Origin of the sequence: uncultured Ruminococcus sp., from assembly GCA_902785355.1 — a bacterium.
Lineage (GTDB): Bacteria > Bacillota > Clostridia > Oscillospirales > Acutalibacteraceae > Ruminococcoides.
Genome location: CACZYF010000024.1, coordinates 1 through 26,848, shown reverse-complemented (window position 1 = coordinate 26,848; position 26,848 = coordinate 1). Strand labels below are relative to the sequence as shown.

Sequence of the window (26,848 nt, the reverse complement as noted above, 5' to 3'; positions counted from 1 at the left end):
CCAGAGCCACAATCTGGCGCTTTAACCAACTAAGCTATATCCACCATATTTGGCGCGCCAAAAGGGATTCGAACCCCTGACCTACTGCTTAGAAGGCAGTTGCTCTATCCAACTGAGCTATTGGCGCAAAACGGCAAACCATTTTTGGTCAGCTAAGTTATTATATAAGAATCCAGGGATTTTGTCAAGCCTTTTCACAGAAATAGTCAGAAAAACGTCATCAAGCCGATATGACTCGATGGCGTTACTCTTCTGTATCATCGTTCAAGCTGTGCGTTGACCGTTTCTGCGTAACGGACTGTATCCATTGCGTCCTTCGCGTAGCTGTCCGCACCGATCGAGGCGGCATACTCGGCGGTCATCACCGCGCCGCCGACTACGACCTTTGCCCACGGAGCTTTCTCACGCAACAGCTTGATAGTCTCTTCCATTGCGGGAACGGTAGTAGTCATCAAGGCGGATAGTCCTACCAGAGGAGCATGCAGGCGAACGGTTTCGTCCGCGATTACCTCGGGAGCGACGTCCTTGCCGAGATCGCTGACAGCAAAACCATAATTCTCTAAAAGAAGTTTCACAATATTCTTTCCGATATCATGGATATCTCCCTTGACGGTCGCGATCACAAAGCTGCACTTATCGCTGCTGTTGCCGGAGGTCATGCGGGACTTGATCTCCTCAAAGGCGGATTTAGCCGCTTCCGCGCTCATGAGCAATCCGGGGAGATAGACTCTCCCCTGCTCGTAATCCTTACCGACGGTGTCGAGGGCAGGGATGATATGCTCCTGCACAACAGTGAGAGGTTCATTGTCCTTAAGAAGCTCAACACAGAGGCGAGCCGCCTTCTCCTTAAGTCCCTTGACGATCGCGCGGTCGAGGGTATCGACGTCTACGTCGGTACTTTTCGCGGATGCCGCGATCAGGGTGGTATTGCTCTCTACGGTATCGGCAAAGGCGATGTAATCAACGCAGTTCTCATCGAGACCTTTCAACACACGGAACGCAAAGTAGGTCTTCATCATCTCGGCGGAGAAGGGGTTCATGATCGCGGCGGAGAGTCCGTTCTCCAAAGCGAGAGCGAAGAACGCCGCGTTAACGATATCGCGCTGAGGCAGTCCGAACGAGATATTGGACACACCCAGCGAGGTATGCACGCCGAGGTCGTAACGGATCACACGCAACGAGCCGAGCGTGAGCTGAGCGGCGTTTTTATCGGCGCTGACAGCCATCGCCAGCGTATCAAAGATCAGATTCTTTTTATCAATCCCATAGGAAGCGGCAGTGTCGATGATCCTTTTCGCGATCGCGACTCTCCCCTCTACCGTATCGGGGATGCCATTCTCGTCAAGAGTCAAAGCGACCGCAACACCGCCGTACTTTTTCATCAGCGGGAAGATGGCGTCCATGCTCTCCTGCTTGCCGTTGACAGAGTTGATCAGCGGCTTGCCGTTATACCGGCGCAGGGCGCGTTCCATCGCGACGGGATCGGAAGTATCGATCTGCAGGGGCAGGTCGATGATCGCCTGCAGCTCACAGACGACCTTTTCGAGCATCGCGGGCTCATCGATCTCGGGGAGTCCGACATTGACGTCCAGCACCTGAGCGCCCGCGTTCTGCTGCTTCAAGCCCTCGTTGAGAATATAATCGAGCTCATTGTTGCGAAGGGCTTCCTTCAGCCTCTTTTTACCGGTCGGGTTGATGCGCTCGCCGATCAGGACGGGATCTCTGTCGAAGAATACAGCGTTGGTATAGGATGAAATGACAGTATCGTTCTTAGGTTCAGTGTTCGGGACAGCCACGCAGATTTTATCAGTCAATGCTTTGATATAATCGGGCGTTGTACCGCAGCAGCCGCCCGCTATACGCACGCCTTCTCCTACCAGTCCCGCGGTGATATCCGAAAAAAGCGCCTCATCGATATCATAGACGGTACAGCCGCAGTCACTGTGGGGTAAACCCGCGTTGGGCTTCAACAGCACGGGAACGGAGGCATAGCGCAGATACTCGCGCACGATGGGTGCAAGCTTATCGGGACCGAAGGAGCAGTTCACGCCGATCGCGTCGGCGCCCATACTCTCAAGCATGGCGACCATCGCCGCGGGTGACGCGCCGGTCATCAGCTTGCCGTTCTCGCTGTAGGCGTTGCTGACCAAAACCGGCAGATCGCTGTTCTCCTTCGCGGCAAGCAGCGCCGCCTTGGTCTCGTAACTGTCGTTCATGGTCTCGATCATGATAAGGTCGACGCCGTACTTCACGCCGAGCTTCACGGTCTCAGCGAAGATACCGACCGCTTCTTCAAAATCAAGATCGCCCATCGGCTTCAAGAGTCGTCCGCAGGGTCCGATATCCAGCGCGACGAATTTTTCAGAATCCGCCTTGCTGTTATTCTGTGCCGTCCGTGCGTTCTCCACAGCCGAACGGACAACGGTATCGAGCTCCTCAGCGGAAAAATGCAGGAGATTCGCGCCGAAGGTATTGGTATTGACGACGTTTGATCCGCTGTCAAAATATGCCTGATGGATCGCAGCGACGTCATCGGGATGGGTCATGTTCCAGCTCTCGGGCGCTTCTCCCGGCTGTAAGCCGCGCACCTGCAGGAGCGTACCCATACCGCCGTCGAGGATCACGATATGATGTTGTAAATATTCTCTGAAATCCATTCTTTCACCTAAATTCTGTATTCACAGTCGGTTTTTGAGCAGTTATCACAGGAGCGTTTCTCCGCCTCATCGTCACAGTCGATCACGCCGCACAGTGCGGTGACGGACTTCGACGGCGACATCAAGAGGCTCTCGTCCAAGGTCAAGCCGATCTTGCGCGGACAATCGAGCAAGGCGAAGATCTCCCTTTGCATCGTCATCGGAATATCGCCGTAGCCGGGGCTGACGCGGGGCGTCAGGCGTTTTCCGTTCTCTGATAAAGTACTGTTGATCTCTGTACAAAAAGCGTCGCAGAGGCTCTCTACCCTCTCTGCTCCGATCGCTTGAAGAATCAGCGCCTTTGCGGGTGACAGGGCGCTGTACTTACGAATCAGCATGTCAAAGGGAACGCCGACCGTCGCTGCGAAGAGGACGACTTCATCGGCGTTTCGAATTGCCTTAGAGATCGTCTGTGACGCGGTAACGATATTGCCGAAATGCAGGTTATCCCTGTTATGCTCAACACGGAGTATCGAATAACATACACGATAGGAAAGCGCAGGCTCCGCCTCACGCATACACTCGTCGAGCAGCTCGCGATAGCTGTCATCCGCGCCGCAGATACGCGCGTAACGCATGATCTCCCGCACGTTCCATGCGGGAGGTTCAAAGTGCCTTAATTCGATCATTTGCCGATAATACTGCTCAGATTATTCTGAATTGCGCGGGCGACCTCGGGCTTGTTCATCGTATAGAGATGGACATTGCGGATGCCGTTGGCGTACAGGTCGATGATCTGGTCGGTCGCGTAAGCGATACCCGCCTGGGTCATAGCAAAATCATCATGACCGAATCGATCTACGATCGCCTTAAAGCGCTGGGGCATGAAGGAGCCGGAGAGCTTTAAGGCGCGCTCGAGCTGAACGGCGCGCGTGATCGGCATGATGCCCGGCACGACCGGCACGGTGATGCCCGCCTCACGGATCTTGTACAGGAAATTATACAAAAGGTTATTGTCAAAAAACATCTGGGTCGTGATGAAGTCACAGCCCGCGTCGACCTTCTCTTTCAGATACTTGATATCCTCGGTTTGGTTGGCGCTCTCGGGATGCACCTCGGGATAACACGCGCAGCCGATGCAGAAGTCTGCGCCGCTCTCACGCAGCTCGCGGACGAGGTCGATCGCGTGGCGGTAATCCCAGGAGTCGGAATCGCTCAGCTTCATATCGGGAGTCAGATCGCCGCGCAGCGCCATCACGTTCTGGATACCTGCCGCCTTTAGCTCTCTGATTTTCCCGGCGACGGTCTCCTTCGTAGAGGAAACGCAGGTCAGGTGTGCCATTGTCGGCACGCCGTAGCGGTTGCGGATATCCTCAGCGATATCGAGCGTATATCTACCGGTACCGCCGCCTGCTCCGTAGGTAACGCTCATAAAGGACGGGCGGAGCTTCGCGATCTTCTCGATCGCGGGCTTCACCTGCTCGAAGGAGGTCGAGACCTTGGGCGGGAACACCTCGAAGGAAAGGGAACAATGATCGTTATTTAGTATTTTGATGATCTTCATAACTTCACCTGAATCATAATAGTTGTGTTCGGATTTAAGCTTGAATAGTTATTATAGCACTTTTATCACTTTAAAGCAATAGCATAATAATATTTTAAGCTAATCGGTGATATCTTCGATCAAAAAGGACATAACCCCGCCGCAGACCATACCGTCTTCGGCAGCGACGTCATCGGTCATCTCGACTTCATAGACCGTAGAGCTGCCTGTACCGATGATCTGCCTCGCCTTTGCGATCGCCGCCGCCTCTCCGCAGCCGCCGCCGACGGTACCGTAGCCCTTGCCCAGTCTGTTCACCGCCATCATACTGCCGCTCTTGACGGGCGTCGAGCCGGTGGAGCTGAGTACGGTAATCAATGCGCGGGACTCGTCAGACTCCGCGAGGTAACGAAGCATCTTTATGTTGACATTATTTTGTATCAATTCATTTTCTATAGGAGACGTCTTGATCTTCCTCTTCTCGGCAATCATCTCGGCACAGATAGAGAGAGCGATCTCCATCGTAGTCATCGCACCGATATTGAGTCCGATCGGAGCATGGATACGGCTTATTTTTGCAGAATCATAGCCTTCCTCAACAAGTAATTCCCGCAAGCCGTCGGCACGGCGGCGGGAACTGATCATCCCGAGATAATACGGCATTTCGCCTGATAAAATCGCAGTTATACACTGACGATCCCATCGGTGACCGCGGGTCAGCACACAGACGTAATCACGAGCAGAGATATGAAGCTTCCTTATGGCGTTCTCAAAGGAATCGCAGAGCACCTGTGCTTTCGGAAATCGCTGCTTATTACAAAACTCGGGACGGTCATCGACCGCAACCACATCAAAGCCAAGCATAAAAGCCATATGATATACATCCAGCGATACATGACCGCCGCCGAGCAGGATCAGACGATCGCCCGGGATAAAGCGGCGGGTATAGGTTGTACCGTCGGCAGAGAGAGTCAGAGAGGCGCTCTCTCCCCTATCTAAGGTTTCCAAAATGATCTTAACGGTATTACTATCCATGAACGACACCTCACTACTGCTATTGTACACCAATTCACGGTAAAATCAAGTGTGTACTCAAAGAAAGAGCCTCGGATGTACCAAGGCTCTTCGGAAAATAGTTTCGGCAAAACAGCGGATTTCGGTTTATACAGCGGCGAAGCCCTTTTCGAGGTCGGCGATGATATCGTCGATATGCTCCGTGCCGATCGAGAGGCGAATCGTCGACTGCGAGATACCCTGATCGGCAAGCTCCGCGTCGGTGAGCTGGCTGTGGGTCGTGGTCGCGGGATGAATGACGAGCGACTTGACGTCGGCGACATTCGCAAGCAGAGAGAAGATCTCGAGGCTGTCGATGAAGGCGAAGGCTTCATCCTTCCCGCCCTTGATATCAAAGGTAAAGATCGACGCGCCGCCGTTCGGGAAATACTTCTCATACAGCTTATGGTCAGGATGATCGGGCAGCGAAGGGTGGTTGACCTTCGCGACCTTCGGATGATTGCTCAGGTACTCGACGACCTTCTTCGTATTCTCGGCATGGCGCTCTAATCGCAGAGAAAGCGTCTCGGTACCCTGAAGGAGCAGGAACGCAGCGAACGGAGAGATCGCAGCGCCGGTATCGCGCAGAAGGATCGCGCGGATATAGGTGACGAACGCCGCCGGGCCTACCGCGTCGGCGAAGGAGATCCCGTGGTAGCTCGGGTTGGGATCGGCGATGTTCGGATATCTGCCGCTCGCTTTCCAATCAAAGTTGCCGCTGTCTACGATCACGCCGCCGAGGGTGGTGCCGTGACCGCCGATGAACTTGGTCGCAGAATGGACAACGATGTCCGCACCGTGTTCAATGGGACGAATCAGATAAGGCGTGCCGAAGGTATTGTCGATGACCAGCGGGAGTCCGTGCCTGTGGGCGATCTCAGCAATCGCGTCGATATCGGGAATATCGGAGTTCGGATTGCCTAAAGTCTCGAGATAGACCGCCTTGGTGTTCGGCTTGATGGCGTTCTCGAGCTGTGTAAGATCATGTGCGTCAACGAAGGTAGTATCGATACCATACTGCGGAAGAGTATGTGCAAGAAGATTATACGAACCGCCGTAGATCGTTTTCTGGGCAACGATATGCTCGCCCTTTTGAGCCAAAGCTTCGATTGTATAAGTGATCGCAGCAGCGCCCGAGGCAACTGCCAAAGCCGCCACGCCACCCTCCAGAGCGGCGATACGCTCCTCAAAGACGCCCTGTGTAGAGTTGGTCAATCTGCCGTAGATATTGCCTGCGTCAGCAAGTCCGAAGCGGTCGGCAGCATGCTGAGAATTGTGGAATACATAAGAAGTGGTCGCATAGATCGGAACGGCACGCGCATCGGAAGCGGGATCGGGCTGCTCCTGACCGACATGTAACTGTAAAGTTTCGAATTTATAATTACTCATGATAATACCTCTTTCTGAAAGTTAATTAGGTTGAGATTGCCACAGCCTTGACAGGCTTCGCAATGACAGTTTGATAGTGTTGAGATTGCCACAGCCTTGACAGGCTTCGCAATGACAGTTTGATAGTGTTGAGATTACCGCAGCCCGGAACGGGCATTGCTTGACTGTTAGTCATAAAAATCGTTCAGAAGGAGTATTACATTCGTCCGAAGCGGAAGTTCGCACGCAGAAGCTTTTCAAAGTGAATTTTCATCATATACCTCATAATTATTTAATCCACCTACCAAGTAGGTTGGTGTTATAATACCACCTTTTCCTCACTTTGTCAAGGGGTAAATAAAATAATGAAGTACAAAATTCTGAATCCTGACTTTTCAATGCTCATTACGGATAGGGTGACTGCAATATCGCTTTCAGCAAAAAACTCCCCGGAGTGATCCGGGGAGCTGATCGTATTGATGATGTGGTATCAGAAACCGCCGCCGGGCATTTGGTTCATGCCGCCGTTCTGACCGAAGCCGCCCATGCCGCCTCTCATACCTCCCATACCGCCGCCCATCATCTGGTTGGTCAGCTGGGTCACCTGACTGCCGTTGACGGTAACGGTACCGCCGTTCAGCTTACCTTCGCCGTCATAATCGAAGGGCGACTGTGCGGTGATATTGATATTACCGCCGTTGATGTAGAGGTTGCCGTTTACATCGAGCGCGTCGGTATCGCCCTGACCCATGTTGACGGTCACGTCGCCGCCGTTGATCTCGATGGTCGGTGTATAAGCGCTCGATTTATTCGAGCCGTTGATGCCGTCGTCGGAAGCGTTGACGTTCACGCTGCCGCCATTGATCTGGACGAAGGTGCCTTCGATGCCTTCGGAAGCGGTGATATTGATGGTGCCGCCGTCGATCTGAGCGACCGTAGTCGCCTGGATACCGTCGCTTGCGGCATTGATACTGAAGGTACCGCCGCAGATGTAGATATAGCCCGTGGAGTTATCCTCATCGTTCTCGGCGTGGAGACCGTCCTTGCTGCTGTCGAGGTTGATCGTACCGTCGTCAATTGCGATGGAGTCGTTTGCCTCGATTGCGTCGGAGGTCGCGTTGATGTTGATTGTGCCGCCGGTGATCTTGAGATCATCCTTACAGGAAACGCCGTTATCGGTGGAGTTGATGTTCAGCGTACCCAGACCGTTCAAAACCAGATCATCCTTAGAGAAGATGACCGCGTCGGTATTGGTCTCCCCGTCTGCCGAGAAAGTACCGGTAGCGTTCAGGGTGCTTTCGGTGCCCGAAACGGTGGTGACAAATACCTTATCCGCACTCTTGACGTAGATCGCGGGAGCACTCGTATTATTGATCGAAACGCCGTTCAACACAATCTGTACCTTGTCGGAATCGCCTGCTTCTACGATGATCGAAGCGTCGGAAGCCGAACCGCTGATGATGTAGACTCCCTCTGCGTTGATGGTGATATTGCTGTTATCGGAAAGGGTATAAGCGACAGCGCCCTCGGTATCGACACTCTGTTTAAGATCTCTATCGGTGAAGATTCCGCTCGCGTCGATTGCACCGTTCGAGGTAACATTCGCTTTGGCGATGACCTCTCCTGTATCGGGAAGGCCGGGGAGATCGCCCTGAGAGTTCGTTGCAACTACCGGAGCGACGAAGTGAGCGGTTTCGGAATCATCGGCAGTCGCCGCTGCGGTTGCAGTAGTTTCGGTCTGCTGCTCATTCTTCTGGCAAGCTGCGAGAGAAGTGACCATAATCGCGGATAACAGGATGATGAATAATCTCTTTTTCATATTATTTCCTCCAATCAAGCATGTGCTGTTTTTTGTTTACAGCCACATCTTAACCTGTCAATATGAGGGATAATTGACGTGTATGTGAAAAATATGTGAAAATCTTCATATTACCGATTCGGAGTGAATCCCCATGTGACCTTGACCTTTCCCGCATTCCTCGCTGCGTCGCGCATCGCTTTACCTTGAGCGCCTATGAACATACCCGCTGCGAGCTTCGGGTCGGTGAGCGCTTTTGCCCACTCTGTACTCTGCAGCATCTTCAGATCCTTCGGAATCAGGCAAGAGGTATCGGCTGCGAGCGATACGATCCCGATCCCCCTCTGCGCCGTCCATTTTTCGGTGATGACGGCCGTCGCGCGTTCGAGGACCTCGTCAAGACCGTAGGAAAGCTCCGTCGGAGTCACGCCTTCGACAGACATGATTTCTGAGATTGCCATCGAAAGCTGCATCTCGAGCTCCGTGGTCAGCTGATTGAATACCTCGTGCTTATAGACGGTACCGGTGTTGTTACTGCATACATTCTTATAGAATACGGGTGGATCGGTGATACGAAAGGAGAACATACCGCTGATCTGCACCTGCGCGTCGAAGCGCATATTATTACCTCTGTCACGGATATTGACAGCGCGGTTGAGATAGAAGGGATTCGCCATATGCTCGCGGGTATCAAGAAAGATCACGACCTGATATACTGCCGCTACACCGCCGTAGCCGAAGCGGTCGAAGCTCTGCTTAAAGACGCTTTTCAATCCTCCCTTGGAGAACAGACTCCCGCTGCGCTCGCTGTGAAACTCGTAGGTACCGGGAGAAGCGCAGTAATCAACCACCTGTCCCCTATCGATCAGCAGAGCGCACTGACCCGCGTTCACGATCACAAGAGAGCCGTCGGACACTACATCGGGATCGCCCTCGGTGTTGGAAGAGCGTTCGCCCGTCTTTTTCATCACCCTTTGCGCCAAAATATCCTCGGGGAAGCTGTCACAGGTATAGACCTCAAGCCACTGGTCAGCCATTACGCCGCCGAAAGAACCGGAAAGCGCCTTGAATACACCCATCATCTCACTCCTAATATTCGTTATGTACCAATCGTACCACATTTCACAACGGGATTCAATGCTGCGTCTCAAGATTTCTCTGTGCAAAGTGTCCAATTAGCGATTGCAAAACCCGCCTTATACTATATATTGACGAAAATTGCGAAAAACATTGTAAATCGCAAAATCTTGTGGTAGAATGACTGTGTTTGGAATCAACAACTAATAAGAGGTGTATTATGAAACAGCTTTTCAAAAGGCTCCTTTCCGTAATTGCCGCGGCAGTCATGCTGACTACCGTTTTCGTAGCGGTGCCCGATATGGGTACCACCGTCGAGACCGAGGCGGCAAGCTCCTGGAACGGAACCAACTACGGCGGCGGCAGCGTCGCGGGATACCGCACCTTCCTCGAGGCGTACGGTATCGATTATAACGTCTATCAAAAATGGATGGACGACCACGACCACGACAGCGCCAACAAGGACTATTACCTCGGCACTCCCTACGTCGGCTACGATCACCGCAACCCTCACGGCGACCGCTTCAACACCTACGGCTCACTGGATCGCTACGGCGTAGAGGGCATGAACTGCACGGGCTTTGTCTGGCACATGCAGTACAAAGCGGCAGTGCTCTCGGGAGCCTCCCGCGCTCAAATCAACTCTATCCCCGTCATGGGCAACGTCACCCCCACATGGAACCGGCTGGGCATCTATCGTATCTACTTCCGCACGAAAGAAGAGATGATGAAGTCCGGCGTTCTGGAGAAGGGCGATATCTTCTGGATTTACGGCAGCGGCGATAATCACCACTGTATCTTCTACGGAAACAATCCCTCCCATGACCGATACTGGCATTCATCCGGTAAGAACAACAACATGACCACTATCCATGCGGCAGGTACATGGCTCGGCTGCTGGGTCGCGAAATGTACCCAGCCCAACAGGATCGAGCTGCAGGTCAATCCCACCTCGACCAACAACGGCGGTCAGTTCGGTGCAAAATACTGTGTTTTCACCGACAAGGCAAAGGCTCAGGCGGCGCTGGATAATCCTACGGCAGAGGGCGTATGGGACAGCAGAACCGGTACCATCGTGCTGGATAAAAACGGCAGAGGCTGTCTGAGAACCGACAACGCACCCTCCGACTCCGAGCTTTGGAAGGACGGCACGGCGCAGGTCGATCACAGCTACTTCAAGTCCATCGGAAAGAAGGTCGACGCGCAGTCCACCTACTATGCGGTGCAGTACAGCGCTCCCGAGGGCATGGAGAAGGATACCGTAATCCACGAGTTCAAGGACTCGAAGAAGCGTACCTCCACCGGCTACCGTATCTTCTCCTTCAAGCTTCCGAAGACCGTCAGCACCCCCGAGATATCAAAGACAAAGAGCACCGGCGACGGCGTAAGGCTGAGCTGGAACGCGGTCAGCGGTGCGGACAAGTACCGCGTATATAAGAAGAGTGAGAGCGGCTGGACGCGTCTCGGCGAGACCGCCTCGACCTCCTTCACCGATAAAACCGCCGAGAACGGCTCGATTTACACCTACACTATTCGCTGCGTCGACAACGACGGCGACTTCATCAGCGACTTCAACCACACCGGCTGGAAGCATCAGCACTCCATCCTACCGACTCCGCAGTTCAGCGTCATTAACGATACCTCGAACGGCGTACTGCTGCAATGGGAGCCCGTAGAGGGCGCCGCTAAGTACCGCGCTTACCTCAAGCTGTCCAATGGCTGGGCAAAGATGATCGAGACCGATCAGACCTCCTTCGTCCAGACAGGCGTGAAGATGGGTGCAAAATATACCTATACACTCAGATGCCTTGACAGTGAGGGTGACTTCATCAGCGATTTCAACCATGACGGCTGGGTACATACCTACACCGGTACGCCTACGCCTCAGATCACCTCGATCAACAGTGAGGCGAGCGGTATCAGGCTGACATGGCAGGCTGACGCCGGAGCGGATCAGTACGCGCTGTACCACAAGTCTGCAAAGGGCTGGACGCGCATCGCTACCCTCTCCGATACCGAGTATCTTGACGAGAGCGTACCGATCGGCACAAGCGTCATCTATACTCTCAGATGTCTGAACGACAAGGGCGAGTTCGTCAGCGGCTTTAACCGCGACGGCTGGAAGGCGACCTACAACGGCGTACAAACCCCCGCATATTCTGCGATCACCGACGAGCCGGAGGGCGTTCGACTAAGCTGGGCGCCCATCGAGGGAGTTGCCGCTTATCGACTGTATTATAAACAGGGCAACGACTGGAAGCGCTTCGCCGAAGTCAGCGGTACCGAGTACCTATACCCCGACGTTGAGTTCAACAAGACCATGACCTTCACCATCCGCTGTGCGAACGCCAAGGGAAACTTCATCAGCTACCATAACAAGACAGGCTGGACTCACACCTACGCGGGAGTAACAACCCCCGAGATCAGCGCCGCAGAGAGCACTGACGGCGGAATAAAGTTGAGCTTCACCCCCATCGAAGGCGCCGCGAAATACCGCGTCTACCGCAAAAACGACAAGGGTCAGTGGGGACGCATCGGTGAGACCGAAGCCCCCGAATACATCGATCCTAATGTTCAAAACGGCAAAACATACACATACACCGTCCGTTGTATGAACAGTGCGGGCAAGCTTATCAGCGACTATGTCCACGCAGGATCAACGGTACAGTATGTAAAACCGTAATAACGTTAAAAACTCCGTACACCATTGAAGTGTGCGGAGTTTTTCTGTAAATCAGTAAAAATTGATGTTATCCTATGTTACCCGATAATCGGCATACCGATACCGTAGTCGGTAGGCATCGTAAGAATATAACGCTGAATCAGCGTCGCGTCGATTACATCCGTCTCTTTATCATTATTGACATCGCCGTTCATAATAGAATCGACATCGATACTGACGGGGATCTGTGCATCAAAGCGCATAATAACGGCTACGTCAATCGCGTCGACTTCTCCACTGCCGTCGGCGTCGCCCAAAAGACGCACATCAGACTCGGTGGGATCTACAACGGGCTCATCGGTGTAGATAACCGCTATTCCGGTCGTACCGATATGACCCTTAATTTTAGTATCGGTAACGGTAAAGGTGTTACCCGTCACCTCGTCGATATAGGTGCCCGCCGGCACGAGTGAATTAGAGTTATTCACCGACACATCAAGATCGGAGCTTTTCGAAACAAGCACGGCGCCGCGTGAACGCAGAACGGAATAACAGCCGCCGTTATAGATATATTTCTCTTCTGTCCCGATCATCGCGTTATGAAAGCGATTGACAGCCGCGATCTCCTTGGAGGTAAAGTGCGTACTGCCCTTCGTCCCGTAGGTGATGGATTCCTTATTCTTCTGAGGGGGCCTGGAGAAGTACAGCGCCTGCGAACCTGCTCTGGAGCCGAGAACGGCATATACCTTATCGACTATATTCTGGTCAACATTCTTGGTGAAGCCGCCTTCATTGGCGTTATTAGCGAAGGTATCGTGGCTCTCTCCCCAGTAGACGATCCTGTCGGCGGCAACACCGTACTTATTCCAGTTACCCTGACTCTTCAGCGATGTGCCGGATTTTACTGCGTTGAACAGGTCTGTGCTGTAAACCGAATCCGTCACGCCTATATACTGCGCATACTCCGTCATCAGCGCATTATTGACGGAAGTGCTGCTGCCCGCGGGATTATTCAGGATCTCACCGTACTGAAACAGATCAATCTGCGCCATTTTAGACCAAAAGGCACAGTCCTCCGAGGGCAGAGAGATATGCTTGGCGGCGTCCCAGCGAATTCCGTCTACGCCTGCCGCCTTGTAACGTTCCAACATCGCGTAGACCATATTCTGCACGTCGATGTGCTCGCTGTTAAGATCAGGCATACCGATATTCTTATGGGTGACCTCAAAACGATCATTATCGTTCGTCTTAGGTCCTAAGTTATGGAAGTATTCCGTCTTTCTAAGGCTGCTCTCTACGCTGCTCGCCCACGTACCGGAGTTGCTGCCTGCGACATGGTTTGCGACAACGTCGACGATGATCTTGATACCGTACTTGTCCGCCTCTGCGCACAGAGCTTTCAGGTCGTCATAGGAGCCAAGCTCGTTACCGATCGTGAAGCCGTTCGGCTGATACAGCCAGTACCACTTGGCGTTTCCGTTGTGCGCCTGCAGCGGAGAAGTCTGTACAGAGGTAAATCCGGCTTCGGCGATGTTCGGCAGCTCCTGCTTGATCTGGCTAAGTGTCCAGTCAAAACAGTGTAGGATATTGCCGTCCTTGCAGTTCTGAGGCAAGCCGTAATCCGCTGTCCCGTCCGCAGCCGCGGCAGAGAATCCGCTGATCGCCGCGCAGGAGAGGAGCACGCAGAGCAAAAGGATAACGCTGATCGTTCTTTTCATCATTATTCTCACCTTTCCGTATCATAGACTTATTATACGTCAATCATATCAAGTGAAATACAAAATGTCAATCAAATTATCGTTCGGAAACATGAAAAAGGCTGCCGCGTGAACGACAGCCTTAGCTTCATCTATACATTAATAATCCTGATACTCAACAGTACCGTCGGAGTAGGTGATCTCTCTGTACCCGTGACCGGAACCGTCACAGTCAGGATAATCTACGGTAGACACGATGGTTCTGCCGCCGCCCGAAGAGCCGGAATCACCGCCGCCTGAGCTGCCGCCCGAACTGCCGGAACTACCGGAATCACTGCCGGAATCGTTTCCGGAGGAAGCAGTGCCGTAGGTTACGATCTTGTTGACGGCTTTCTTGGTGACCTTCTCGTTGATCGCCTCACGACTCTTTTCCTTACCGTTGACGTATTTGACCTTATAGGTGACTTCCTTCTCGCCGTCAACACCGTCCTGGGTGACCTGACTCTCGCCCTCGGAGAGGGAATCGCTGTAGGTCTCCTCAGTCTCGAAAGCGATCTTCTCGGTTTTCTTCTCTTCCTTATACTCGACGCGGAGTACGCTCAGTTTCATACCGTCGGTGATCTTTGCATCCTTCTTCGCGCTCAATTCATCATTCTCGCCGAGAGTGATCTTCTGTTCCTTAATGAAATCCGCAACAGTAGCCGCCTTGGTATAGATTTCAGTGGTCTTGCCGTCAACGGTGAGGCTGACTTTCATGCCCTTGGTGAGGGTGACAGTCATGCCGTCCTTAACGTAATCGGTAGCCGGAACGTCAGGAGTCATGCCCTCTTCGAGCTTGATGCCGGACTTCTTGATCGCGTCCTCAACGGTACCGCCGACCAGCTCGACTTCCTTCTTCTCATTGCCGATAACTACAGTAACCTTAGCGTAACGCTTGACAATAATCTCTTTCAGATCCGCGGTGATCTTGGTGTCGAGCGCGGGCTCGGTCTCATCCTTCTCACCGAGAGTGATCTCAGCGTCGGCGATCGCCTGCTTGACGGTCTTGGCGGTAGAGGTGGTGATCGCAGTCTTGTTGCCCATGTCGTTGATCTCGAGCGAGACCTCCTGACCGCCGCACGCGACCAACATACCGGCGAGCATGCATACCGCCATCAGAACAGCGGTGATCTTCGCAAATGTTTTCTGCATAATGGTTTCTCCTTCCATGATGTTTATATTACAGGATCTATATTATCAACCGAAGTATGATAAACCTTGGTAAAACTGCCTTCGGAGCCGACGATCACGTCGACCTCGAGCGGCTTGCCCGCGTAATCGGAGGCGGGGATATACACGACGAAGCTGTCTCCCTCTTCCCCGCTCAGACCCGTGTACGCCTCAAAGTCGGCAGTCTTTCCGTCGGCGTTTACACGCAGATATACGACAGAGTCATCGAAAAGCAGGCTGCCATCGAGAACAGCATTCAGAGAAAGATACATGGTATTCGCCTTGAGCACCTCGCCGGAGACCTTTGCCTTGCCTTCCTTCGTCTCACCGACGTTCAGCACACGCTGAGGAGAAGCGATAACGGGAGGACTCTCTAAAAACCACGAGATATTTCGCTCGACGATTTCAAAGATCACCGTATCGGCGAGACCTTTCATGTTATCGAGAGCGAGGTTGATTGGCTTCGCCTTAGTGAAATGGGCGTTACCGTAGGCGTTCGCGAAGTACGGCAGCAGCGCGTTACCGAACGAGTCGCGGTACATATAGAGAGAACCGGTCGCCGCGGGGTTCTCGGTCTTGATATTCGCGTCCTCGACAGACTTAGTGGGTGTGGCATAAGAGTAAGTCGGGGCGATATCATAGGTATAGTTGAATTCCTTTACATCGGAGGCGGGGTAGAGCATCTTAGCAAGATCGCCGTTGAAATCCTTTACCCGCTTCACATCGGCGGTACTGTAATCGTTATGAGGCTTACCGAGCGCGTCAAGCATGGCGTTATACGCCATCAAAGCGCCTTTGTTGTTCCAGTGGGAATCCTGTTTAAGATACAGCACCTCATCCTGCGCCTTGAACAGCGAGAAGAGGTCGAGGTAATTCAATCCGCTGTCGGTGATCGCTTCATGCAGCTTATCGCGGTTATGCTCATCGGACGCAAGCTTTCTCAGATAATAAGGCATGTTCTCGGGATAGAGGGTGTTTTTATTCGGCGCTACGGTGAAGAGGAACTTCGAGCCCTGCGACTCGACATACTCCTGCACCAACTTCAAGTTATGGACAATGCCGTTGATCTCGCGGGTACTGAGCGTGTTTCTGCCGAGGTAATCGTCGAGGGTGGAGGAATAGTACAGCCAGCCATTATCGCCGACGGTAACGGTATCAAGGTTGGAGGTCTTGAACAGACCCGACTGCACCCGTGCGTCGGCGTCGATCGACTGTGGGCGGAAAGCGAAATGCTTCTCAAAATATGTGCCGAGCTCCGGCAGAAAAGCGCTGTTGAAACCGCCTTCCTCGGTCTTTACCGAAGGGAGAGGGGTCTCAGGCTCATTACCGATACGCTCGTTGGTGGGAAAGAGCGTCATCCCGAGCGAGGGTATCACGCACAACACCATGCACAAAGCTACGAAAAACAGCAATAAAATCTTCTTCATATCATGCCGCCTTTCTAAAATCTAAAGTAAATGAACGGGTTGTAGGAGGTTGCGGAGAGGCGGATCATGCACCAGAACAGGAGCACGAACGCAAGCGCGTACAGCGTGATCTGTACGACCTTCATGCCTGTAGACAGCTCAGCTTCGCCGTAGAGGTTAGCGCGGAGTTTATCGGCAAGCGGTCTGATCGGCGCGCAACCGATGATCGCGGCGACAAGCATGAGGATGAACCACGGGGTCAGCTGAGTCAGCGCGAGGCTCAGCGAGCTGTCGGTAAAGCTGAAGCCCGCGAACATCTTGCCGATCACGGTGATGCCCTGACCGATGGTATCGGCACGGAACAGCACAAAGCCGACCGTCACGACCAGCAGCGTATAGATATGCGCAATGACGCGCGGGAGCTTCTTAATCGCCGGGACAGCGCCTTCGAGAAGTAGGAACAAGCCGTGATAGACGCCCCAGAGTACGAACGTCCAGCTCGCACCGTGCCAAAGACCCGTACAGAAGAATACGATCATCTTATTAAGGTAGGTGCGCGCCTTACCCTTGCGGTTGCCGCCGAGAGGGATGTAGAGGTACTCCTTGAACCACGTCGACAGCGAGATATGCCATCTGCGCCAGAAGTCCTGGATGCTCACGGCACCGTAGGGATACATGAAGTTCTCCTTGAACTCGAAGCCGAACATCAATCCGAGGCCGATCGCCATATCGGAGTAGCCGCAGAAATCGTAGTAGATCTGGAAGAGATACGCGATCGCACCCAGCCAAGCAGCGGGGAGCGATAAGGCACTGACGTCGGAGTTGAAGATGATGTCAGCTGTCTGCCCCATCGTATTTGCGATCAGCACCTTCTTACCGAGACCGCAGATGAAGCGCCTGAGTCCGCGGGCGATCTTCTCGATACTCTGGGAGCGGTTCATGATCTGCTCGTCGATGTCGCGGTACTTGACGATGGGTCCCGCGATCAACTGCGGGAAGAAGGTGATGTACAACAATACGCTGAAATAATTCTTCTGAACCTTTGCATCACCGCGGTAGACGTCGATGACGTAGGACAGCGCCTGGAAGGTGAAGAAAGAGATACCCACAGGTAAGGCGATCTCCGGTACGGGGATCGACAGCGAAAACAGGTTGTTGACGGTGCCGACGAGGAAGCCGGTGTATTTGAACACGCCGAGGATGGCGAGGTTGATCACCACCGCGATGATCAGCACAGCCTTGTTCTTCCCGCGTCCCGTCCGCACAAACAGCGCACAGATATAGTTGAGCACAGAGCTGAAGATCATCAACAGCACATAGACAGGCTCGCCGTAGGCGTAAAACACCAGACTCGCGATGATCAACAGCGCGTTGCGAAATCTCAGGTTGGGAACCAGCGAATAAATGATGAATACCGCCGGCAGGAATATGCATAGAAATGTCAGGGAGCTAAATACCATAAATAGCAGCCTTTCTCAGATTTTAAACAATTTACTTCCAGGTAGCCTTACCGTCGCTGATGGTCAGCTCGGCGGTGAAGTACTTGCTCAGCGGCCAGAAGTGGGAGGTCATCATGTAAGCGCCCCAGTTGCCGCTGTGATACTGCGGCAGGTTTGCGTCAACGTCACAGATCAGCCATCTGCCGTTGACATAAACCTCCGTCCAACCGTGAGGAGCGCTACCGGTGATACCGACAGCCATGCGGGCACGGTAGCCCGCCATACGCGCCATACAGCAGAACGCAGCAGCGTAACGATAGCAGTTGGCGTTGCGATTTTTAAAGCACTCGATCGCAAGATGCGGGATATCCGCCGCCTTCTTGGGCGGGTCATAATAACGCTTGTACGGAATGTTGTTCGCCATGTACATAAAGCCGTTCTTCATTTTTTCCTGCAGGGTGTTTCCCTTACAATACTTTGCCATAAACTGCGCAGCAAGGCGGATCTCCTCAGATTCACAGCAGACGCCTTTACTATCCGCGTAATACCAGCCCTCTTGATCGCTGCCGACTATGTTGTTTTTGACGACAGCACCGCCTTTGCCGTAATAATACTTCTTACCTTTAACGGTACGGAAGCCTGACAGCAATATACCGCTGTCAAAATGATAAGCGTTACCGTCCTCGGTCAAATCTCCGTCGGCGACAACACCATCAACATAGTACTTGGTGTCGGCGATATAATCGCTGATCAAATTGCCCTCTGCATCTGTATAACGGAGGGTGTAGGTATAAATTCGGGAAGCGTCGGAGGACTCATCCGTATAACTGTTGTCTGAAATAGAATCAAACAGCCTTGCCCAAGAGCCGCCGGGACTTTTACGGTACAAGCGATAACCGGCTACGCCCTGCTTCTCTTCCCACGTTATCTTATTATAACCATCATCCGTCTTTTCGACGGAGGTAATCACAGGGGGAGCGAAGAAGGTGATACTGGTACCGCAGCGGTTAAAATCGCTCATCGCGTTGTTTGCACTGTCATAGCAGCGTACAGAGTAAACGCGGCTCTCACCATCCTCGACAGAGGTATCGTTATACTCAACAGCCTTCACATCAGCGAGCTTCGTCCACAGGCCTTCCTTCATATACAGAACTCCGTAATGATCAGCATGCTCTACCTTGTTCCATGTGAGCTTGACGCCTTCTGCGCCATTTGTCAAAGAACTGAGCTTCGGCGTATCGCAGAAAGTGATGCTCTTGCCGTCGAGGAAGTCGCTCATAAACTCCTCCTTATCGGCGCGAATCATGCGAATGGTGTAGGTGTAATTGACGCCGCTTAGGGCGGTCGTATCGGTGAAGTCGCTTCCGTCTACCTGTCCGAGTCTCGTCCAAGACTTTCCCGCTGTTTTGCGGTAAACGCGGTAATCCTCAGCGCCCTCAGGACGATCCCATGTGAGCCTTACGCCGTCGTCGAATTTCTCGATCGACTTGATTTCGGGAGCCGCATAGTAGGTATTCTGCCATCCTTTGCTGAGATAATCACTGCAATACATGCCTTTCTTATCAAGTGCTCGAACAGTATAGGTACGGCTCTCTTCGTTATTTACCTCGGTATCGATGGCGATATTAGTCTTGACGTCTGTCAGCTTCGCCCATGCATTGTTCTTGCTGACAAATACACGATAAGCGGCAGCGCCGGATGTTTTTGTCCACGTGATCTTCACACCGGTCTTGGTATTCTCAAAGCCGGTGATACGAGGAGGCGCAACGCAAACTATGGATTTACCGCCGTTAAAATCGCTCATAAAACGCTCGCCATCAGCGGAAATCATGCGAAGTGTATAGGTATAGGTAACGCCGGAAGCGGCAGTGGTATCCAGGTAATCACTCTGCGCGGTCTGAGTCAGACGTAACCATGATTTATCGCCGGCCGCTTTACGGTAGACGCGGTAATCCTCTGCACCCTCAGCGCGCGTCCACTTGATCAAAACGCCATCGACGGTGCTCTCCAGCGAATCGATCACGGGAGCGGTAAAATGGATATAGGTATGCGGCTCGTTATCACGGTAAAAATCGCTGACAAAAGCGCCGTCCTTGTTCACACATCGTACAGTATATACGCGCGGCTCGTTATGCTTAGCGGTAGTATCGGTAAAGGAGGTCGCGGAAGTCTGTCCGAGTCTGACCCAGTTCTCACCGTTCTGATAATAAACACGATAAGCAGCTGCGCCCTTGCAGGCGTTCCAACGGATAACAGCGCCGTGATCGCCGTTATCAACACCGGTGATTACGGGTGCGGAAACGTAGGTAACGGACTTACCGCCGTTATGGCCGCTCATGAAGCTCTCATCCTCTGTGTAAATCATACGCAGGGTATATGTGTAGGCAGTGCCCGACACGACGGTTGTATCGGTGTACTCGCCCTCGGCAAGCTGAGCGATACGAACCCATCCGCCGCCCGGAACCTTACGGTACAAGCGGTACAGCTGAGCGTCCTCGGCTAACGTCCATTTGAGGTGAACGCCGTCAACGGTATTTGTCAGCGAATCAATGACCGGGAAAGCGTAGTAGGTGTTGCTCCAGCCTTCGGCACTGAAGCCCGAGGTAAAGCTCTTTCCCTCTGCGTTATTCACGCAGCGAAGGGTATAGACACGGGTCTGACCGACGGAAACGGTCTTGTCGGTGTAGCTGTTACCGTTTACGGTAGCAAGCCTGACCCAACCATTCTCGCTGAGATAGTAGACGCGATAATAGCGATTACCGTTATAGGTATGCCAGCTGATATGTGCGCCGTCATTCGCGTTCTCGATCTTGCTGATCACGGGATAATCCTGTAAGGCAACAGCGTCAGCCGCAACAGCGGCAGGCTCTTCCTCAGCGGCAGTGAAACTCAGTCCCTCCTGCTCCTCTGCGGCAACAGGGGCAAGCTCAACAGAGCCGCCGTCCACCCTTTCCTCGGCGCCGGCAGTTATCGGCAGCACCGCAAAGACGGAAACGATCATAATGACCGCGATCATCAGCGATAAGCTTCTTTTAAGCATATAGCTTCCTCCTAATGAACAACTTCTGTCGATATGCCGTTGAAAATGAGCATTTTACGACAGGATAACACTAAACTAGTATATTATAGAGGAAAAGCGGAGATTTTGCAAGACTCTAATCAATATTTGTCATAATTTGTAAAGAAACACAAAGAAAACCACTATATCATACGGCAGTTTTTCTTTCTGACATAGAAATAGAACGTCCAAGCCAAAGGCGTCCGATACAATCGTGCGAATATTTCAAGATTTAAACTGTTGTAAAGAAATGAGCGGATACCGACAAGATAACGCCCTTTACGTGCATTTCTCGCAACCAACACACGTTATTATGTAGTAGAAAACTTAGCGGGCATAAATAATTTTTCATTTTATATTAAGAAAGAAGCAATTTCTTATAAAGTTAAGAACGGCGGCGGAAAGCTCCGTCGCCGTCATATCGTCTGTTTTTTATCCGTTCTTTTTCTTCTTGCCGATGAAGGTCACCCCTGCGCCGAGCATAGCCAGCGCGATCATCGCAACACCGATAAAGAGCACACTACTCTCGCCGGTCTTGGGAGAAGGGTTCTTCTGAGCGGAGGTGGGCGCTTGTGTCACAGCAGCGGAAGCAGGCTGAGTCGCCGTCACAGTCGCGTCAGACGCTTCGGTCGCCGGAGCTTCTGTCACAGAAGTCTCAGTCGCAACAGTCTCGGCAGATTCGGTAACTGAGGTCTCAGTCTCTGCGGGTGTACCGCTCACAGTAACAACGGACGCCGCTACGCTGAAGCGGTCTGTGATCATATCCCAAGTTTGACAGTCGGCAAACTCAAGATTACCCAGCTGTACGGACGCGGTACCCTCAAAACCCTCGTTCACCTTGCATTTGAATGATCCCAACGGCGTATCACTGTCGCTCTCGTAGTTTGCGGCGGACGCAACGCCGTTGATCATCAAGGTTTCCTCCGTCCAGTCGAAGGAATCGAAGCCCATCTGCTTCATCGTGCCATCGGTGACCTTGCCCGAGCCTTCGACATAGCTCAGTCCCTCAGGAATCGTCAGGGTCATCTGGATCGTGCCGAGCTCCGAGACAGGGCCCATCACAACAGTAAAGTCAATAATATCACCGGGCTTGGCCTCGGTCGTTTCGGTAGTCACATACAGTACGGTAGACGTATGCTGCTCTGCAGACACGGAGACCGCAGTCAGCGCAAAAGTGACAACGAGTAATACGCAAAATATCACGGAAACGATACGCTTGTTCATATCGCAGCTCCTTTCATAATCATCACATCAATATAAACATCGTCATAAAGCAAAATCAAACAGGACGAACCCGTTTGATACAGCCGAATTATACATCATTTTACCTGAGAATTCAATAGATTCGTAAAAACGCTACAAATTGTTTACAATTGTACAAAGCTTATTCACATTTGAATTACTCCTTTTACCATTTTGCTCATTATCACTTCATCATAACTTACCGCAATTTATCCTAAAGGTCATTTCTCACACCTGAGCGCCGTTTCGTTCATGATGTTTTACTGTAGCACGCTCTTTTGAGCTGTTCGTGTGAGTTGATAATCCGCTTGACTTTTTATACTATATATAGTATAATTCAAGCGTTTTAGGGTTATTTATCTCTAAAACATAAAACTGCCTGACGGAAGGAGGATAATCAGGTTAGTTAGCGCCGGGACCGTAATTGGTTGACGAGGTTTGGCGGTTATCGAAAGATTCGGCGGATGCTGCCACGGCGAGCGCGTATTTTTCTGAAAAAGAAATAAGAAAAGCATTACTCGGAAGGTATGTTAATATAAATAATCAGCGCGCCGGTACGTCGTAAGAAAGATGATAAAAAGCAGAATCAACACTGTAACAGAGCGTCTTTTATTACCAACAATAAAAAATTATTCACTACTATTATAATACTTTTACGGAGGTATATACCATGAGAGTTGTTATTCAGGAAAATTACGATAATATGTGTAAGTGGGCCGCAAACTACATCGCTGCCAAGATCAATAACCATAAGGAAGACAGACCCTTTATCCTCGGTCTGCCGACCGGTTCCTCCCCCATCGGCGTTTACAAGGAGCTCGCGCGCATGAACAAGGCGGGCGAAGTATCTTTCGCGAACGTCGTCACCTTCAACATGGACGAATATCTGGGTCTGCCCCACGAGCATGACCAGAGCTACTGGTACTTCATGCACGACAACTTCTTCAATCATCTGGTAGACATGAAGCCCGAGAACATCAACATCCTCAACGGCATGACCGATGATCCCGAGGGCGAGTGTGCAAGATATGAGGAGAAGATCAAGTCCTACGGCGGCATCGACCTGTTCATGGGCGGCATCGGCGTTGACGGTCATATCGCGTTCAACGAGCCGTTCACCAGCCTTTGCTCCCGCACCGGCGTCCGCAACCTGACCACCGACACCCGTATCGTCAACTCCCGTTTCTTCGGCAACGATCCCGAGGCAGTTCCCTCTCAGGCGCTGTCCGTCGGCGTCGGCACCGTTACCGACTCCAAGGAAGTCCTGATCCTGATCAACGGCCACAACAAGGCTCGTGCGCTCGCCGAGACCGTAGAGGGCTCCGTCAGCCACAAGTGGACCTGCTCCGCTCTGCAGATGCACAACGGCGCGATCATCGCCTGTGATGAGGCTGCATGCGGTGAGCTGACCGTCGACACCTACAAATACTTCCTCGATATCGAGAAGAAGGAGAGAATTTAATGTACACCATCAACGATCTTTATGATCTCGATCATACCCTTGCGAAGGATTACCTTCAGCAGTTTACCTATCCGTGGGAAGCACTGAAGGGCATCAAGGATATGATTATCGCGCTGGGCGAGACCCTGGGCGATGACTACGAGGAGCGCGCTCCTCAGGTGTGGGTTCACAAGACCGCCAAGGTCTTTGACTCCGCTTATCTGGGCGCACCCTGCATCATCGGTCCGAACACCGAGGTTCGTCAGTGCGCGTTCATCCGCGGTTCGGCGCTGGTCGGCGCGGACTGCGTCGTCGGCAACTCCGCCGAGCTCAAGAACGTCATCCTCTTCGATCACGTTCAGACCCCTCATTACAACTACGTAGGTGATTCGATCCTCGGTTATTTCTCCCACATGGGAGCCGGCTCCATCACCTCTAACGTAAAATCCGACAAGCAGCTTGTCGTCGTACACAACGGCACCGAGAAGATCGAGACCGGACTCAAGAAGTTCGGCGCGATGCTGGGCGACTATGTCGAGGTCGGCTGCAATGCGGTCTGCAACCCCGGCACCGTTATCGGCAGACATTCCAACGTCTACCCCACCTCCTGTGTGCGCGGCGTTGTCCCGGAGAACTGCATCTATAAAAACAGCGGTGAAATTGTAGAAAAGAGGTAATTCAACATGGGTAAGTATTTTGGTACCGACGGATTCCGCGGTGAGGCGAACAAGGATTTGACCTTCGATCACGCGATCAAGATCGGTCGTTTCCTCGGCTGGTATTACGGCGCGAATCAGGGCAAGAAGGCAAAGGTTCTGATCGGTAAGGACACCCGCCGTTCCTCCTATATGTTCGAGTATGCGCTCTGTACCGGTCTTATGGCGAGCGGTGCCGACGCCTACATCATGCACGTCACCACCACTCCCTCCGTTGCGTACATCACCCGTATCGATGATTTTGACTGCGGTATCATGATCTCCGCTTCTCATAACCCGTTCTATGACAACGGTATCAAGGTGCTCAACGGCAACGGCGAGAAGATGGAGGAAGAGACCCTCCTGAAGGTCGAGGAGTATATCGACGGCAAGATCGATATCCCTGTTGCCGAGCGTGAAAGCATCGGCAGAACCGTCGACTACGTCGAGGGCAGAAACCGTTACATCGGCTACCTGATCTCCATGAGCAAATACAGCTTCAAGGGCGTAAAGGTCGGTCTGGACTGCGCGAACGGTGCTTCGTGGCAGATCGCGAAGGGCGTGTTCAATGCGCTGGGCGCCAAGACTTATGTCATAAACGACGCTCCCGACGGCTATAACATCAACACCGACTGCGGCTCCACTCACATCGAGCATTTACAGAAGTTTGTAGTCGAGAAGGGGCTGGATATCGGTTTTGCATACGACGGCGACGCTGACCGCTGTCTGTGTGTAGACGAGAAGGGCAACGTCGTCACCGGCGACCACATTCTCTATATCTACGGTCTGTATATGAAGGAGCGCGGCAAGCTGCTCAACAATAAGGTCGTCACCACGATCATGAGTAACTTCGGACTGTACAAGGCGCTCGACAAGGTCGGCATCGAGTATGAGAAGACCGCTGTCGGCGATAAGTATGTCTATGAGAACATGGTTCAGACCGGTAACCGTATCGGCGGCGAGCAGAGCGGTCACATCATTTTCAGCAAGTACGCCACTACCGGCGACGGCATCCTGACCTCCCTCAAGATGATGGAAGTCATGCTGGCAAAGGAAAAGCCCATGAGCGAGCTCGCGGCTCCCTGCGTCTTCTATCCGCAGGTGCTCAAGAACGTCCGCGTGAAGAGTAAGCCCGAGGCTCAGAACGATCCCGACGTACAGGCAGCTGTCGCGAAGGTCGCCGAGGAACTCGGCGAGGACGGCCGTATCCTCGTTCGAGAGAGCGGTACCGAGCCTGTTATCCGCGTCATGGTCGAGGCGGGCTCCGATGAGATCTGTGAGAAGTATGTCGATCAGGTCATCGACGTCATCAAGGCGAAGGGGCATATCGCTTAATCAATACTTTTTTTCAAAGGTCCTGTACTTCGGCACAGGACCTTTTTTTATTCCCATCCCTTCCATCTACATACTGTTTACAAAACTCCTCGCGTTACATGATATCGACGGTCTTTATCACAGTAGCTCAATGTATTTGCGGCTATTAAATTTTTATGCAAAATAATAGCAAAAACAACCTAATAATTCTCCAAATACATTATAATTTTTAATAATATGATACAATGATATGGTCAGGAAGTATCTTCCGATAAATATAAAGAAAAGGAGTTTTTTGATGACAAAGAAAGTACTGGCATTGTTCCTTGCGTTTGCCCTGTTATTTTCATTTGCCGTCCCCGTCTATGCGGCGCCTGTAGAACGTGCCGAAGTCGGCGCTGATACCATCACGGTCTACTTCACCGACGCCCTGAACTGGGGATCCGCGAATGTCTATTACTGGAACGACGGACCTTCATGGCCCGGTAACGCAATGGAAAAGGTTGAAGTCAACGATTTCAACCAGCAGGTCTACAAGGCTGTCATCCCCGCTAACGTTGAAGGCGTGATCTTCAACAGCAACGGCAACCAGACCGTAGACATCAAGACCGGCATCACTGACAACGCTCAGTGGTACACAACCGGCGAAAAAGAAGGTAACAACTTCAAAGTCGATGTTACAACTTATGTTGCCCCGACTGAAGCGGTTACCGAAACACCCACAGCAGCCCCCGTGACAGAATCCCCTGCTGCTTCGTACATTTACGTCGATTTCTCTCAAGTATTAACCGATGCTCCCGGAAGCACTTGGTACGCTTGGACATGGAACGACAACGAAGAAGGCACTTGGAGTACTGTGCAAAAATTCGGGTATGTTTCCGCAAGGGATAACATTCTCTTTGCAAACTTCGATATCACCCCTCCCGACTGGGATAATAAGCTTGCGCAAACCGTCGACACAAAGACTAAGGTCGGCGATACGCTGCTGATTCTTCCTGAGAAGGACAGCTCCGGTAACTATCTGGTTCAGTGGAAATCTGAGGCTGCTGCTACAGAAACGCCCACTGAAGTCAAAGAACCCACCACTGTTGTAGAACCCACTACCGTAGTTGAGCCTACCACCGTTCCCGCTGAGGATATTACCGTGAAATTCACCGACGCACTCGGCTGGGGCGACGTACATGTCTATTACTGGAACAACGGCAGCGAG

At 52.3% G+C, this 26,848-nt stretch carries 18 protein-coding genes and 1 tRNA gene; 5 read left to right on the top strand and 14 right to left on the bottom strand.

Annotated features, from left to right (window positions below):
• Positions 1-50: 50 nt before the first annotated feature.
• From R2I50_RS06910 to R2I50_RS06875, 8 genes are all read right to left on the bottom strand, one after another.
• Positions 51-127: transfer RNA gene (locus R2I50_RS06910), tRNA-Arg, on the bottom strand.
• Between the two features lie 130 nt (positions 128-257).
• Positions 258-2,657 (bottom strand): homocysteine S-methyltransferase family protein, encoded by a 2,400-nt coding sequence (locus R2I50_RS06905; RefSeq protein ID WP_316608428.1) that lies wholly within the window; start codon positions 2,655-2,657, stop codon positions 258-260.
• An 8-nt stretch (positions 2,658-2,665) separates the two neighbouring features.
• Positions 2,666-3,325, bottom strand: a complete 660-nt coding sequence (locus R2I50_RS06900) for a vitamin B12 dependent-methionine synthase activation domain-containing protein (RefSeq protein WP_316608427.1) — start codon at positions 3,323-3,325, stop codon at positions 2,666-2,668.
• Positions 3,322-4,200, bottom strand: coding sequence for a methylenetetrahydrofolate reductase [NAD(P)H] (gene metF, locus R2I50_RS06895; RefSeq protein WP_316608426.1), 879 nt, complete (start codon positions 4,198-4,200; stop codon positions 3,322-3,324). The genes R2I50_RS06900 and metF overlap by 4 nt, the downstream gene beginning before the upstream one ends.
• 99 nt (positions 4,201-4,299) lie before the next feature.
• Positions 4,300-5,214: an XdhC family protein gene (locus R2I50_RS06890; protein ID WP_316608425.1), complete on the bottom strand. Its 915-nt coding sequence runs from the start codon at positions 5,212-5,214 to the stop codon at positions 4,300-4,302.
• 126 nt (positions 5,215-5,340) lie between these two features.
• Positions 5,341-6,621 (bottom strand): O-acetylhomoserine aminocarboxypropyltransferase/cysteine synthase family protein, encoded by a 1,281-nt coding sequence (locus tag R2I50_RS06885; RefSeq protein ID WP_316608424.1) that lies wholly within the window; start codon positions 6,619-6,621, stop codon positions 5,341-5,343.
• A 469-nt stretch (positions 6,622-7,090) separates the two neighbouring features.
• Entirely contained in the window at positions 7,091-8,419 is a 1,329-nt protein-coding gene (locus R2I50_RS06880) for a carbohydrate-binding domain-containing protein (protein ID WP_316608423.1), read from the bottom strand.
• A gap of 110 nt (positions 8,420-8,529) precedes the next feature.
• Positions 8,530-9,477: an SPFH domain-containing protein gene (locus R2I50_RS06875; RefSeq protein ID WP_316608422.1), complete on the bottom strand. Its 948-nt coding sequence runs from the start codon at positions 9,475-9,477 to the stop codon at positions 8,530-8,532.
• A gap of 218 nt (positions 9,478-9,695) precedes the next feature.
• Here R2I50_RS06875 and R2I50_RS06870 point away from each other — a divergent pair, with 218 nt between their 5' ends.
• On the top strand, positions 9,696-12,158 hold the full coding sequence (locus R2I50_RS06870) for a hypothetical protein (RefSeq protein WP_316608421.1): 2,463 nt from the start codon (positions 9,696-9,698) through the stop codon (positions 12,156-12,158).
• Between the two features lie 77 nt (positions 12,159-12,235).
• On the opposite strand, the gene R2I50_RS06865 is transcribed toward R2I50_RS06870, so the two are convergent.
• The 6 genes from R2I50_RS06865 to R2I50_RS06840 form a co-directional block, all read right to left on the bottom strand.
• On the bottom strand, positions 12,236-13,855 hold the full coding sequence (locus tag R2I50_RS06865) for an alpha-amylase family glycosyl hydrolase (RefSeq protein ID WP_316608420.1): 1,620 nt from the start codon (positions 13,853-13,855) through the stop codon (positions 12,236-12,238).
• Positions 13,856-13,993: 138 nt separating this feature from the next.
• Complete coding sequence (locus tag R2I50_RS06860; RefSeq protein ID WP_316608419.1) at positions 13,994-15,025, bottom strand: ubiquitin-like domain-containing protein; 1,032 nt, start codon at positions 15,023-15,025, stop codon at positions 13,994-13,996.
• Between the two features lie 23 nt (positions 15,026-15,048).
• A complete protein-coding gene (locus tag R2I50_RS06855) occupies positions 15,049-16,470 on the bottom strand; it encodes a hypothetical protein (RefSeq protein WP_316608418.1) in 1,422 nt (473 codons plus the stop codon).
• 14 nt (positions 16,471-16,484) lie between these two features.
• Positions 16,485-17,909 (bottom strand): MBOAT family protein, encoded by a 1,425-nt coding sequence (locus R2I50_RS06850; protein WP_316608417.1) that lies wholly within the window; start codon positions 17,907-17,909, stop codon positions 16,485-16,487.
• 31 nt (positions 17,910-17,940) lie between these two features.
• Positions 17,941-20,928 carry a transglutaminase domain-containing protein gene (locus tag R2I50_RS06845; RefSeq protein ID WP_316608416.1) on the bottom strand — a complete coding sequence of 996 codons (2,988 nt, stop codon included), beginning with the start codon at positions 20,926-20,928 and terminating at the stop codon, positions 17,941-17,943.
• A 450-nt stretch (positions 20,929-21,378) separates the two neighbouring features.
• Positions 21,379-22,170, bottom strand: coding sequence for an LPXTG cell wall anchor domain-containing protein (locus R2I50_RS06840; RefSeq protein WP_316608415.1), 792 nt, complete (start codon positions 22,168-22,170; stop codon positions 21,379-21,381).
• Between the two features lie 688 nt (positions 22,171-22,858).
• Between R2I50_RS06840 and nagB the strand changes: the two genes are divergently transcribed.
• The 4 genes from nagB to R2I50_RS06820 form a co-directional block, all read left to right on the top strand.
• Entirely contained in the window at positions 22,859-23,650 is a 792-nt protein-coding gene (gene nagB / locus R2I50_RS06835) for a glucosamine-6-phosphate deaminase (protein WP_316608414.1), read from the top strand.
• Entirely contained in the window at positions 23,650-24,306 is a 657-nt protein-coding gene (locus tag R2I50_RS06830; protein WP_316608413.1) for a UDP-N-acetylglucosamine pyrophosphorylase, read from the top strand. The genes nagB and R2I50_RS06830 overlap by 1 nt, the downstream gene beginning before the upstream one ends.
• 6 nt (positions 24,307-24,312) lie before the next feature.
• Entirely contained in the window at positions 24,313-25,659 is a 1,347-nt protein-coding gene (gene glmM / locus R2I50_RS06825) for a phosphoglucosamine mutase (protein ID WP_316608412.1), read from the top strand.
• Positions 25,660-25,936: 277 nt separating this feature from the next.
• The coding region (locus R2I50_RS06820; protein ID WP_316608411.1) for a starch-binding protein at positions 25,937-26,848 on the top strand (912 nt) is incomplete at its 3' end.